This is a genomic window from Nocardia ninae NBRC 108245 (genome assembly GCF_007990755.1).
In the GTDB taxonomy this organism is placed as follows: domain Bacteria; phylum Actinomycetota; class Actinomycetes; order Mycobacteriales; family Mycobacteriaceae; genus Nocardia; species Nocardia ninae.
This window is the reverse complement of the sequence record NZ_BJXA01000068.1, coordinates 40504-52337: the sequence shown is the minus strand read 5'-3', so window position 1 is coordinate 52337 and position 11834 is coordinate 40504. Positions and strand designations below refer to the sequence as shown.

The 11834-nt window shown below is 66.9% G+C and carries 13 protein-coding genes; 7 read left to right on the top strand and 6 right to left on the bottom strand.

The annotated features are described in order from the left end of the window. Window positions 1–96 precede the first annotated feature (96 nt). Entirely contained in the window at window positions 97–471 is a 375-nt protein-coding gene (locus NN4_RS34210; RefSeq protein WP_147139954.1) for a cupin domain-containing protein, read from the bottom strand. 154 nt (window positions 472–625) lie between these two features. On the opposite strand from NN4_RS34210, the gene NN4_RS34205 reads away from it, so the two are divergent. Genes NN4_RS34205 through NN4_RS45850 form a run of 3 tightly spaced genes read left to right on the top strand, consistent with a single transcriptional unit; the run spans window position 626 to window position 2773 of the window. Continuing rightward, window positions 626–1525: a TIGR04222 domain-containing membrane protein gene (locus tag NN4_RS34205; protein WP_186818765.1), complete on the top strand. Its 900-nt coding sequence runs from the start codon at window positions 626–628 to the stop codon at window positions 1523–1525. Between the two features lie 25 nt (window positions 1526–1550). Then, window positions 1551–2423 carry an MbnB/TglH/ChrH family RiPP precursor modification enzyme gene (locus NN4_RS34200; RefSeq protein WP_147139953.1) on the top strand — a complete coding sequence of 291 codons (873 nt, stop codon included), beginning with the start codon at window positions 1551–1553 and terminating at the stop codon, window positions 2421–2423. After that, on the top strand, window positions 2420–2773 hold the full coding sequence (locus NN4_RS45850) for an SCO6045 C-terminal-like domain-containing protein (protein ID WP_222595218.1): 354 nt from the start codon (window positions 2420–2422) through the stop codon (window positions 2771–2773). Before NN4_RS34200 ends, NN4_RS45850 begins: the two co-directional genes overlap by 4 nt. Before the next feature lie 50 nt (window positions 2774–2823). Here NN4_RS45850 and NN4_RS34190 read toward each other — a convergent pair whose 3' ends face one another. Continuing rightward, complete coding sequence (locus NN4_RS34190; RefSeq protein WP_147139951.1) at window positions 2824–3621, bottom strand: MBL fold metallo-hydrolase; 798 nt, start codon at window positions 3619–3621, stop codon at window positions 2824–2826. Between the two features lie 142 nt (window positions 3622–3763). Here NN4_RS34190 and NN4_RS34185 point away from each other — a divergent pair, with 142 nt between their 5' ends. After that, on the top strand, window positions 3764–4756 hold the full coding sequence (locus NN4_RS34185) for a bile acid:sodium symporter family protein (protein ID WP_147139949.1): 993 nt from the start codon (window positions 3764–3766) through the stop codon (window positions 4754–4756). A 9-nt stretch (window positions 4757–4765) separates the two neighbouring features. Here the strand turns inward: NN4_RS34185 and NN4_RS34180 are convergent, their stop codons facing one another. Genes NN4_RS34180 through NN4_RS34165 form a run of 4 tightly spaced genes read right to left on the bottom strand, consistent with a single transcriptional unit; the run spans window position 4766 to window position 9184 of the window. Continuing rightward, entirely contained in the window at window positions 4766–5803 is a 1038-nt protein-coding gene (locus tag NN4_RS34180) for an aminotransferase class I/II-fold pyridoxal phosphate-dependent enzyme (RefSeq protein ID WP_147139947.1), read from the bottom strand. Then, window positions 5800–6843, bottom strand: coding sequence for a 3-oxoacyl-ACP synthase III family protein (locus NN4_RS34175; RefSeq protein WP_147139945.1), 1044 nt, complete (start codon window positions 6841–6843; stop codon window positions 5800–5802). Before NN4_RS34175 ends, NN4_RS34180 begins: the two co-directional genes overlap by 4 nt. Before the next feature lie 7 nt (window positions 6844–6850). Then, the gene (locus NN4_RS34170) at window positions 6851–7513 is read right to left on the bottom strand and encodes an SRPBCC family protein (protein WP_147139943.1); all 663 of its coding nucleotides are present in this window, start codon (window positions 7511–7513) and stop codon (window positions 6851–6853) included. Window positions 7514–7516: 3 nt separating this feature from the next. Further along, complete coding sequence (locus tag NN4_RS34165; protein WP_147139941.1) at window positions 7517–9184, bottom strand: thiamine pyrophosphate-binding protein; 1668 nt, start codon at window positions 9182–9184, stop codon at window positions 7517–7519. Window positions 9185–9417: 233 nt separating this feature from the next. On the opposite strand from NN4_RS34165, the gene NN4_RS34160 reads away from it, so the two are divergent. From NN4_RS34160 to NN4_RS34150, 3 genes are all read left to right on the top strand, one after another. Continuing rightward, window positions 9418–9933 (top strand): EXLDI protein, encoded by a 516-nt coding sequence (locus tag NN4_RS34160; protein WP_147139939.1) that lies wholly within the window; start codon window positions 9418–9420, stop codon window positions 9931–9933. 127 nt (window positions 9934–10060) lie between these two features. Next, a complete protein-coding gene (locus NN4_RS34155) occupies window positions 10061–11044 on the top strand; it encodes an ATP-binding cassette domain-containing protein (RefSeq protein WP_147139937.1) in 984 nt (327 codons plus the stop codon). Then, window positions 11041–11811, top strand: coding sequence for an ABC transporter permease (locus tag NN4_RS34150; RefSeq protein ID WP_147139935.1), 771 nt, complete (start codon window positions 11041–11043; stop codon window positions 11809–11811). The genes NN4_RS34155 and NN4_RS34150 overlap by 4 nt, the downstream gene beginning before the upstream one ends. Window positions 11812–11834: the final 23 nt, after the last annotated feature.

Below are 11834 nucleotides of genomic sequence, written 5' to 3'. Positions count from 1 at the left end.
GCCGCCGCCATCGCCCCGCCCGCCGAAGTCGGCGGCTGCGGCAGTGCCTGCGGTGCTTGTTCGCTGCGCGACGCCTGCCAGCCCGCGACCTGACCGCTACTCGGCGCAGTCCGGTGCGGGCACGCTGCGGGACAGCGGACTCCCGACCGGGTTGAGGTAGAGCACGCAGAGTTTTACGGCGACCGACCCGCGATTACGTGCGACGTGGGGATAATTTGGGCCGCTCGGTTCGCGGAAGAATCGGCCACGGCGATAGGTCACCGGCGCGCAGTCCGCGCCGGGATGGTCGAGCACGCCCTTGGTGACCAGCACGAACAAGGTGCCGTCGTGAAAGTGCCAGCCGCTGCTGCCGCCCGGCTCGATGATCGTCTGGCGCAGCATGAGCTCGCGCTTGCCGAGGGTGCGGCGGAACAACACGCGGCTCGCGGTGCCCCGTGCGGGTGCGGCGTTCACCTGGTACTTGCGTCGCATCACCACACCATCGAATCATCCCCAGCTATCCACAGGGCTGTGGCGACGGGTGTGAAAGATCGGCCGAGTTACGTTTCGGGTCCAACCCTGTCGGCATCGTTACCGGCGGTCCATACTTGGGGCGTTGCAGTACCGGCGTGATTTCGGGGTAGAGATGACTGTGTTGGACCTGATGGCCGCGGGCGATACCTGGGGGATCTCCGGACCGGATTTCATGGCGTTGTACTGGCCGTGCGTGGCCATCGCGGTGCTGCTCGGGTTGTGGATGCGGCTGCGGGTGACCCGCGGGGCCGTCGATACCCGCGGTATCGAACGACCGGGCACAGAGCTCTCACTGCCTGAGGTCGCCATGCTGTTCGACGACCGCCGGGCGGCGCTGACCGCGCTGGCCCGGCTGCGCAGCCACGACCTCATCGACTCCGCCGCGGCGCCGGCGAGGCCGCTGAACGCCGAGGACCGCAGGCAACTGGATCCGTTCACCCGGTCGATCTACGAACGGATCGCCGCCGGGGCCAAGCCGACGGTCGCCGCGCTGACCGCAGGCTCGGCGGCGGCGCTCGGTCCGCTGCGCGACTCGATGATCAAGCGCGGCTACTTTCCCGACGCGGCTTTTCGGCGCAGCCTGCGGGACGCCGGGCTGCCGGTGCTGATCGTCGGAGCGGTCGGTGTGGTGCGGTTCGTCGCAGGGACGCTGAACCACAACCCGGTCGCGTTCCTCGTGCTCGCCCTGGTGGTGCAGGCGTTCTGCTATTTCTTCTTGGTGGCCAAACCGCGGCTGACACCACTCGGCAGGCTGGCCCGCAAGAACGCGACCAGTAGCAATGCGCATCTGCGGCCGTCCAATTCGCCTGCTTATGCCACGTACGGCGCCGAAAGTGCCGCACTTGCCGCGGCGATCTTCGGCGGCGCCGCGCTGTTGTCGCTGGACCCCGGTCTCGCGAGTGCCGTCGAGCCACCGAGCTCGTCGGGCGGCGACGGCGGTAGCGGTGGTGGTGGTGACGGCGGTGGCGGAGGTGGCGGCTGCGGGGGTGGTGGCGGCGGCTGTGGCGGCTGACCACGGCAGCGGCCGGAGCCCGCGGATGAGCGGACCCCTGCCGGACGGCGCGCTCGGGATCGGCTGGCGGCCGGAGATCTGCGGCGTGCTCGCGGAGCTGGACGGGTTGGGGTTCGCGGAGGTGATCGCGGAGTCGCTACCGGTCCGGCGGCGGCTGCTCGGCAGGTCGGAGCTCACGATTCCCGCCGAACTTGCAGCCTTGCGCGCGGGCGGGACCGTGATTGTGCCGCACGGTATTTCGTTGTCGCTCGGTGGCGCCGAACCGTTGCACGAGCACCGGATCGAGCATCTCGCCGCGTGCGCCGAAGCGCTCGGTGCGCCGCTGGTGAGCGAGCATGTCGCTTTCGTGCGCGCGGGTGGTGTCGAGGCAGGGCATCTGCTGCCGGTGCCGCGTTCCAAGGCGGCGCTGGATGTGTTGGTGCGCAACATATCCCGCACCCAGGCGGTGCTCGATGTGCCGCTCGCGGTGGAGAACATCGCGGCACTGTTCGACTGGCCCGACGACGAATACACCGACTCGGAGTTCCTCGCCGAGCTCGTCGACCGGACCGGCGTCTATCTGCTGGTCGACATCGCCAACGTCTACGCGAACGCCCGCAACCGCGCCCGCGATCCGCTTACCGAATTGCTGCGGCTGCCGACGGATCGCGTTGCCTACTGTCACGTCGCGGGCGGGCACGATGCCGACGGCCGCTACCACGACACGCACACCGATCCGATCCCCGCCGAAGTCCTCGCTCTCGTAGGTGCTTTCACCGACATGCACCCGGTGCCGCTGATGCTGGAACGCGACGGCAACTATCCACCCGCCGCCGAGCTCCTCGACGAACTCGATGCGATCGCCGCGGCCGCGCACCGACCATTGATCACCGGACGCGCGCGTTCGGCGCGCACATGAATCCGCAGCCGCTGGATGTCGATACCGCTCTGCTCGCCGAGCGCCAGGCGGCGTTGGTTCGGGCACTGGTGGCGGGGAGCCCGGTGCCGGACGGTTTCGATACCGAAGCCGTCGCCGCGGCGGCACGGGCGTTGCTGCGCAAACGCGCAGGCGAGGTCGCGCGCCGCTTCCCATTGCTGGCGCACGCCTGCGGTGCGGACTTCACCGCGCGCTTCATAGCTTGGGCCGCGGACAAGCCCAAGACGTCGACCGCCGCGGACGCAACGGCTTTCGCCGAGTACGTGGGCGTTGCGCTCAGCGGCGCCGCTTCTTCTCGCACCCGAAAGTTGTTGCTCCGCAGACGCTCATAGCGGGTACCGCCGTGTGCCACGCTTATTCGCCGTGCATCCGTGAGCAGGGCCTATTCGCTCCGGTTCGTTGCCATATCGCAGAGTTGCAGCGATTCACCAGGTGCCAGCACAGTGGTGTGCACACCGAGATCCGCAGCGGCGGCGCGGAACTCGGCCAGCGAATCGTCGACCTCCACGTAGTACGGGGGCCGGTCCAAGCCGAAGTGGATCGGAACGACAGTACGTGCGCCGAGTAGGTGCCCCGCCAGCACGGCCTGCTCCGGCGTGAGCACTGCGGGCAACGGGCTTGCCGGTTGCAAGTGTGGAAAGTCCACTGCCGCACCGTTTATCGGTAGGAACGCGACATCGAACGGGCCGCAGCGGCGGGCGATGAGCCACCACATGCCGTGGAAGAGCGTGTCGCCGCCGTGGAAGATCCGGTGGCCGCCGGCGCCGACGACCCAGTTCAGCTGTGGGTCGCCGAGTCCGTCGACGGCGGGTACCGCGGTCACGTCGAACGGGCCGATGGCGGTGGTTGCCCACTCCGTCATCACCCTGGTCGGCAGATCGTGTGCGGCGAAGCCCTTTTCGGCTGCGGCGGTCCACGCGAGATCGTCGCCGCTGCCCACCATCGGCTCGGGGCGCAGCACAATGCCGTCGGCCGCCAGGATGCGCGACAGCCCGGAGGGATCGGCGTGATCGAGGTGCAGGTGGGTGACCAGTGCGGCATTCGCGGGCTGCGGGGTGGTCAACGCGCCGTCCGGCAGTGCACCGCGCAGCAGCTCGCTGTCCTGTACGGCGTCGATCACCAGTGTGGCGCCGTCGAATTCGACTTCCACGCCTGCCCAGCCCAGTCGGCGGATCTTCATCGTCGTTCCTTCGTTCGTATCGCTTTGGGCAAGTGTACGGACGAACGTTCGTATATTTCCAGTATGCCCAGACATCCCATGGTGTGACGAAATACGTACTTCTCGGTTCGATCAGGGCACAGTCGCGGCGTTAGCGTGTGTTGTGCGATTCCTCAGCAAGTTCTATATCGACGGTTTCATCCTGTCGATCCTCGCTACGGTTGCCCTGGCCAGCGTTTTTCCCGCCCGGGGTACCGCTGCCGACGTAGTCGGTGTGCTGACGAAGATTGCCATCGCATTGCTCTTCCTGCTGTACGGCACCCGGCTCTCGCCGAAGGAGGCGCTGGCGGGGCTCACCCATTGGCGGCTGCACGTCGTCGTGCTGGCCAGCACCTTCGTGCTCTTCCCGTTGCTCGGGCTGGCGGCGCACCTGCTGGTGCCCGGCGTGCTGACCGACGACCTGTACACCGGGCTGCTGTTCCTGTGCCTGGTGCCGTCCACCGTGCAGTCCTCGATCGCGTTCACCTCGATCGCAAAGGGCAACGTGCCCGGCGCGATCGTGAGCGCGACGGCGTCGAACCTGCTCGGTGTCTTCGTGACTCCGCTGCTGGTGATCCTGTTGATGAACACCACGGGCCAGGCCAGCGTCGATTTCTCCTCGATCGGCGACATCATGCTGCAACTGCTGGTGCCCTTCTTCATCGGCCAGCTGATCCGGCCAAAGGTGCACCGCTGGCTCAGCCGGTACGCCGAGCCGACGAAGCTGGTGGACCGCGGCTCGATCCTGCTCGTCGTCTACAGCGCGTTCAGCGCGGGCATGGTGGAGGGCATCTGGCACATGCTCTCGCCGTGGCGGATCCTCGCGCTGGCCGGGGTGTGCTGCGTGCTGCTCGCGCTCGTCATCGGGGTGACCATGTTGATCGGCCGGGTCTTCGGGTTCTCGCGCGCGGACCGGATCGTGATCGTGTTCTGCGGCTCCAAGAAGAGCCTCGCCACCGGATTGCCCATGGCGACGGTGCTTTTCGCGAGCCAGCCGGTCGGGCTGATCGTGCTGCCGCTGATGATGTTCCACCAAATCCAGCTGATCACCTGCGCCGCATTGGCCCAACGCTGGGCCAAGCAGGCGGAGGAACCCGACGCGGCAGTGGCCGCCTGACGCGCGCGGCTACTTGTGAAGCGTCTTGAGCGCCCGCAGAACAGCGTGCGCCGCTACCGGATCACCAACCGCAATGCGCGCGCTCCCATCTGGATACGCCTTGGCGGCGATGCCCGCCCGCCGCAGCGCGGTGGCCACACCGGGTCCCGGCAGGTACAGGAAGTTCGCGTGACTGCGCGGCACCGCGATCCCGCAGCGCCCTAGCGCGTCGCGCAGTGCGTCCCGCTCGGCGGTGATCCGCATGGTCCGCGCGGCGAGTTCGGGCTCGGCCGCGTAGGACGCGGACACCGCCGCCGCCGCCGCGGCGCTCATCCCGAAGGGCAATTGCAGCCTGCGCACCCGGGCCACCAGCTCGCGCCTGCCGAAGGCATAGCCGATGCGCAGCCCTGCCAAGCCGTACGCCTTCGAGAAGGTGCGCAGCACAAGCAGATTGGGATGGCGGCGCAAGAGCGCGAGCGGATCGATGTACTCGGCGGCGCCCAGGAACTCGACATAGGCCTCGTCCAGAATCACCGGCACCCGCGCAGGCACCTCGCCCAAGAACGCCCTCAACTCACTCGCCGAGACCACGGTGCCCGTGGGATTGTGCGGGCGGCACACCGCCACCAGTCCGGTCCGTTTATCGATGGCCCTGGCCATCGCGGGCAGATCCTGATTGCCGGCCGAGTTCAACGGCACCGCGACCGTCTCCAGGCCCGTCATCTCGGCCATGATCGGGTAACCGTCGAATGTCGGTGTCGCGTAGACCATTCCGGCACCGGACGTGGTCAACGACTGCATGATCTGCAGCGCCACCCCGGTCGCGCCCGAGCCGACCACGACCTGATCCGGATGCAGGCCCAGATGTCGCGCGATCACCGTCGGCAGCTCGCGCGGCAAGAACTCCGGATACCGATTGGCTTGGGCCAGCGCACTGTTCACCGCACGCAGCACCGAGGGCAACGGCGGGAACGGGTTCTCGCTCAGTGTCAGGTCGAACTCCGCCGCCGCCGAAGAGCCGCCACGCTGCCGCGACGGCGTGCTCTCCTCGACGAGGTGCAGGCTCATCGCGCCGCGCCCCACCGAATGGCCGCGGCGCCCGCGAAGTCGCCCGCGTGCGCGAACGCCGACATCAGCACCACCGAACCGTTGCGCAGCCTGCCCGCCCGGTTCTCGATGTCCAGCGTCACCGGAATGCCTGCGGCGAACAGGTTTCCGCACCGGTCGAAGGTGTCCGGATGCCGTTCGGCGGGCAGCTCGAGCGCGTCGTGCCAGTTGCGCAGGAACAGCCGGTTCGGCTGATTGGTGACGAACGTGTCGATATCGCGGCCCTTCACCCCGATCCGATCGCACACCGCCTGCGCCACCTCCGGCACCAGCCGGTTACCGCGCGCGAACACCTTGGTGATCTTCGATTCGGTGAAGCTCACGCAGCCCTGGCCCTCGCCCGGCTCCCAGTACTTGCGGTCGCCGTTGGTGGAAAACTCCATGTCCCCGGCGAATTCGGGGTAGGTGCGGCACTCGATGTCCAGGATCGGCGCGCTGTCGTCCTTCACCAGCAGACCCACCCCGCAGCCGTCGCCGGGCACCGGTGCCTGGGCCAGCTTGCGGATATCGGGCTGGGTGAACACCGGTCCCGCGCAGTTCTGCGTCGCCGCGATCAGCGCGGTCCGGGCGCTGGTGGTCTGCAACACTATTCGGGCCATCGACATCATGTGCACGAAGGCGGCACAGCCGCCGTTGTGCACGTCGTAGACGAAGTCGGGGCGGGCGCCGAGCCGCTTGGCGACCTCAGGACCGCACCCCATCACCGGGTTGGTCGGCAGCTGGGTGTGTGTGATCAGTACGTCGATATCCGAGATGAACTGCGCGCCATGGCGTTCGATCAGCGGCGCGACGGCGCGCTCGACCATGTCCACCGCCGTCTCGTCCCGGTCCACGTGGTGGCGGGCCTTGGGCGAGCGGAACATCACGTTCTTGGCCATCCGGTCCGAGCGGGAGAACTGCGTGAAGTATTCGGTGCCGACCGGCTCCCCCGGCAGGTAGCTGGCCACATCGACCAGGCTGACCGAGGGCAGTCCCGGAGCGTCCGGGTTGGTGGAAGTCATGCGCATCTCACTTCATCCAGTCGGGTTTGACGGGCAGGCCGTGCGCTGCCCGGTACTCGCAGATCGCCTTGAGGTTGTCCATCTCCAGCTGATGGCCCGCGGAGAACATGTCCCAGAAGTCGCCGACCCAGACCGGCCGCTTCGGCGGCGCGGTCTCCGGATAGGGGTTCTCGTCGTAGAACGGATGCCTGCAATTGACCCACAGCACCACCGAACCCGGCTTGTTGAACACCGTCTGTGCATCGACGACCCGCAGCAGGTAGATCATCCACAGGTGTTGTGACTGGTCCCAGGCGCAGTGGTAGTCGACGGTCATCGCCTCGGGGTGCTCGACGGTCCTGGTGAAAATCTTGGTCTCGTCGCCGAGCCGGTCGTAGGCCAGCCACAGGCCCGGCTCCTCGGCCGGGACGAAACCGCGCAGGCTGTAGGTCCACTCCTCCAGCGAGCGGGTGTCGGCGAGGTACTCGTACACCTCGCGCGGCGGCGCGGCGATATAGGCCTGCACCGGACAGTATTCGCCGAAGACCTGGTCGTGCGGGTACACCGACCGCAGCATGTCCATGATGATCGGCGTGGTCGCGTCCTTGTCGGAGTTCTCGATACGCAGGACACCGGGTGGCGCGTCGTCGGCCGGGATATCGCTGAGTGCTGGCAGGGCGCTTGTCGTCATTGTTTACTCCTGAATTTGTTCGATGGCGGTCAAGAACGGCAGAAACGGCGGAATCTCGTCCGGGTCCACGTCGATCGAGAGGAACGACGGGCCAGGGTTGTGCAGGCAATGTGGCAGGGCCGCGGCCAATTCGGCAGTGCTGCGCACCGAGCAGGTGGACAGACCGGGGAACATGGCGTCGACGCCGTCCCCGAGGTGCGCGGTCTGAAACCTGTTGAAGGAGTAGCGGTCTCGGTAGTACAGCCGCTCCCTGGCCACGCACATGGCGTGAGCGTTGTTGTTCAGCACGATGAAGGTGATCGGCAACTTGTGTTCGATCGCGGTGTGAATCTCCATGCCGTGCATGAAGAACGCGCCGTCACCGGCCACGACAACGGTGCGGTGCCCGGCGCCGCGGGCGAACGCGGAGCCGATGCCCGCGCCGAACGCGTAACCCATGCCGCCCATCCCGAGCGCGACGACGAACCGGCCGCCGCGCGGCACGCGCAGGTGATGCACCACGGCCGCACCGGTATTGCCCGCGTCGGCGAAGACGTCGGTGCCGTCGGGCAGCGCCGCCTCGATGGTCTCCACCAGCTGCCGGTAGCGCAGCCCGGGGCCGGTGGATTCCGGAACACACAGCGGAGTGAGCGGAGTGGCTCGGCGCTGTTCGAACAGCGCTGGCGCAGCCGCGAATTCGTCTGCGAGATCGCTCAACGTGCGGGCCAGGTCGGTGCTCGTCGCATGCACGGCGGGCAGATAGGGCGGCATCACGCCGATGCTCGCCACGGCAGCACCCGTGAGCAGTTCATCCAGTCCGGTACGGGTCGTGATCGGCATCGGGGTGCCGACGAGCAGACACAACGCCGCAGACCGGATCGCCGCACCGAGTCCCGGATGCCCCATGCTGCCAGCGACGCCGCAGAAGCCGGCGTCGTGGTTGTCGTAGGTGTCCTTGGCGTCCGGGGCGACGCCCACCGCCGCATCCAAGACGGCGGCCAGGCGAGCCAGTTCGTCCCGCGCATCGTCGCGGGCGACCTGGTCGCCCGCGATGATCACGACCTTCCCGGTCCGTCGCGCCGTTGTCAGCGCGGCACGCAATCGGACCAGCCCCGCCTCATCGCGCCGATATACCTTGGTGGGCAAGCGAATCGGCGTCGCCTCACCTATGCTCGCCTGCTGCACCTCCTTGGGCAGCAGCAGCACGGCGGGACCGCCGCGCCGAGCAGCGCCGACCGCTTTGGCCAGCTGATCCGGCAGCTCGGCGGCGGTCTCGACGCGGGCGCAGTACCGGCTGATCTCGCCGAACATCTTGGCGGCATCGATGGTGCCCGGATGCCCACTGGTGTCCTGAAAGGCGCCGTTGCCCGCGTGCGCCGTCGGCGGCTGGCCGACCAGCGCGAGCACCGGCACCCGGGAGGCGAATGATTCGGCAAGTCCGGCAACGAGATTCATCGCGCCGCCGCCGGAGGTCGCGGCGACGACACCGAGTCCGCCGGTCGATCGGGCGTAACCGTCGGCCATGGTCGCCGCGGCGAACTCGTGTTTGGCGATCACCCCGGTGACGTCGTACGGCGCGTCGAAGATCGCGTCGTACAGGTCCTCGATATTCGCACCGTCCACACCGAAGAGGTGCCGGACGCCCAGGGCCGAAACCGCCTGTACCAGATAATCGACGACCCTGGTCTGCATCGGCACTCCTTCCCGCGGTGTCCACCTGTGCATCGGGCACACGCGAGATCACTTTCTGCGTACAGGAGTGATACGAGTCGGGACGCTGGGCGGTTCAACGCTTGACTACCGGGGAGCGGCGACGGTGTGTCGGCCCGAGTTGACCCGCCTCGGCGAACGCTCCCCGAACGGGCAAATCCGCAGCTCTACCGGGAGCGCTTGCGTGTACGTATACATCTACGTATAGTTGGGTTATGCCCAACAAGACGATCTACGTTGCCGATGACGATCTGCCGCTGTTCCAGCGGGCCCAGGAGCTGGTTGGCGGCAATCTCTCCGGGGCGGTGACCACGGCGCTGCGCCGGTTCATCGAATTGGAAGAGGGTCGACAAGAAGGGTACGACGAGGTCATCGTCCGGGTCGGCCACAACGGCGTCCGGCAGGTGCGATTCTCCGGGGCGCTGCTCTTCGAGACGAACGAGGTCACCGACACCCGCATGGAACACATCCGGGTGTTCCGCAGTCGCAAAGGCAAATTCGTGCTGCACGCGCACTACTCCAACTGGGACGAGTATCCGCAATCCGAGAACTGGATCAAGGATTTGACGAACTGGCGGCGCATGCTCGGCGTCGGCGAACAGGACTGGGGGGACTTCATTTTGGAGATCGTGGACTCGGTCGAGGAATTGAAAGACAAGCTGCCGGAAAAGGTGTACGAGCGGGTGCTCGATATCGCGAAACGCCCGCAGATCGAGGATCTCGACATCTAGTCGAACAACCTCGGCACAACTGAACAGAACTGCTCGACAGCTCGAGCCGCACCGGGACACCGGGTGCGGTGTAACTCAGTCATGCATGCATGCGCATTCAGTAATTGATTTCTCCGAAAGGACCGCCATGGTCAACGGCCATCGCGCACCCGCCATCTCGGCACTGGGCCTGCGCAAATCATTCGGCGAGCACGTCGTGCTCGACGGCATCGACATCACCGTCCCCGAGGGCACCGTCTACTCGCTGCTCGGCCCCAACGGCGCGGGCAAGACCACCACCGTGCAGATTCTGAGCACCCTCATCCACGCCGACGGTGGCGAAACCCGGGTCGGCGGGCACGATGTCGAGTCCGAACGCGACGCGGTGCGCAAAGCGATCGGCGTCACCGGCCAGTTCTCCGCGGTCGACGAACTGCTCACCGGCCGGGAGAACCTGATCCTGATGGGCGACCTGCAACATCTGCCGCGGCGCGAAAGCAAAAGGCTGGCAGCGGATCTGCTGGCACGCTTCGATCTGGTCGAGGCAGGCGACAAGCCCGCGTCCACCTACTCCGGCGGCATGACCCGGCGGCTGGATCTGGCGATGACCCTGGTCGGCGATCCGCGCATCATCTTCCTCGACGAGCCGACCACCGGTCTGGATCCGCGCAGTCGCCGGGTCATCTGGGATCTCATCCGCGGGTTGGTCGACGACTACAACGTCACCGTCTTCCTCACCACGCAGTATCTGGAGGAGGCCGACCACCTGGCCGACCGTATCGCGGTGCTCGACCACGGCCGGATCGTCGCGGAAGGCACTGCGGCGGAACTGAAGCGGCTGGTGCCGGGTGGGCATATCCGGTTGCAGTTCGCCGATCGCACCGCCTTGTTCGCCGCGTCCGCCGCGCTGGGTGTGGCCGCGCGGTTGGTCGATGACGACGACGTCGACGATGACGACCTGACCCTCGCGGTGCCGAGCGACGGCAGCGTGAAATCGCTACGGGCCCTGCTGGATCGACTCGACTACGAGCAGATCGAGGTCGAGGGCCTCGCCGTGCACACGCCCAATCTCGACGATGTCTTCCTCACCCTCACCGGCCAGCCGACCTCCGAAAAGGAAACCGTCGCATGAGTACCATGTCCTACGCCCTCGCCGACTCCGCAACGATGTTGCGGCGCAATCTGACCCATGCGAAGCGCTATCCGAGCATGAGCATCGGCGTCGTGGTGATGCCGACCGTCCTGCTGCTGGTGTTCAAGTTCGTCTTCGGCGGCGCGCTCGAAAAGTCCTCCGGCGGAAACTATATCGACTACCTCGCGCCCGGCATGCTGCTGATGGTGCCGGCCTACATCACGGCGTCGGTGGCGGTGTCCATCGCCTCCGATACGTCCAAGGGCATCGTCAACCGGTTCCGCACCATGGGCATCACGCAGTCGTCGATGCTGACCGGCCACGTGCTCGGTGCGTTGCTGCAAGCACTGGGCGGCATCGTGTTGATGGCCGCGGTCTCGTTGCTCATCGGGTGGCGCCCCGACGCCAACGTGGCCGAATGGATCGCCGCGTTCGGTCTGCTCACCTTCACCATCTTCGGATTGAACTGGCTCGCAGTGGCCTTGGGTCTGCTGTCGTCGAACCCGGAGGGCGCCAGCAACGTCGTCTTCCCGATCATCATGCTGCCTTTCCTGGGCAGCGGCCTGGTCGCCACCGACACCATGCCCGTCGGGCTGCGCCAGTTCGCCGAGTATCAGCCGTTCACGCCGATCACCGAGACCGTGCGCGGTCTGCTGATGGGCAGCGAGATCGGTAATAACGGCATCCTCGCGCTGGCCTGGTGCGCCGGCCTCACCGCCGTCGGATTCTATTGGGCCAACTCGACTTTCCGCCGTCAGACCCAGTGAGCACGACCGCACGATGAGGGGTA

Excerpts from the sequence above, each read along its gene's own strand:
- NN4_RS34210 (WP_147139954.1), bottom strand. The coding sequence starts at position 471 with ATGCGACGCAAGTACCAGGTGAACGCCGCACCCGCACGGGGCACCGCG.
- NN4_RS34205 (WP_186818765.1), top strand. The coding sequence starts at position 626 with ATGACTGTGTTGGACCTGATGGCCGCGGGCGATACCTGGGGGATCTCC.
- NN4_RS34200 (WP_147139953.1), top strand. The coding sequence starts at position 1,551 with ATGAGCGGACCCCTGCCGGACGGCGCGCTCGGGATCGGCTGGCGGCCG.
- NN4_RS45850 (WP_222595218.1), top strand. The coding sequence starts at position 2,420 with ATGAATCCGCAGCCGCTGGATGTCGATACCGCTCTGCTCGCCGAGCGC.
- NN4_RS34190 (WP_147139951.1), bottom strand. The coding sequence starts at position 3,621 with ATGAAGATCCGCCGACTGGGCTGGGCAGGCGTGGAAGTCGAATTCGAC.
- NN4_RS34180 (WP_147139947.1), bottom strand. The coding sequence starts at position 5,803 with ATGAGCCTGCACCTCGTCGAGGAGAGCACGCCGTCGCGGCAGCGTGGC.
- NN4_RS34175 (WP_147139945.1), bottom strand. The coding sequence starts at position 6,843 with ATGACTTCCACCAACCCGGACGCTCCGGGACTGCCCTCGGTCAGCCTG.
- NN4_RS34170 (WP_147139943.1), bottom strand. The coding sequence starts at position 7,513 with ATGACGACAAGCGCCCTGCCAGCACTCAGCGATATCCCGGCCGACGAC.
- NN4_RS34165 (WP_147139941.1), bottom strand. The coding sequence starts at position 9,184 with ATGCAGACCAGGGTCGTCGATTATCTGGTACAGGCGGTTTCGGCCCTG.
- NN4_RS34160 (WP_147139939.1), top strand. The coding sequence starts at position 9,418 with ATGCCCAACAAGACGATCTACGTTGCCGATGACGATCTGCCGCTGTTC.
- NN4_RS34155 (WP_147139937.1), top strand. The coding sequence starts at position 10,061 with ATGGTCAACGGCCATCGCGCACCCGCCATCTCGGCACTGGGCCTGCGC.
- NN4_RS34150 (WP_147139935.1), top strand. The coding sequence starts at position 11,041 with ATGAGTACCATGTCCTACGCCCTCGCCGACTCCGCAACGATGTTGCGG.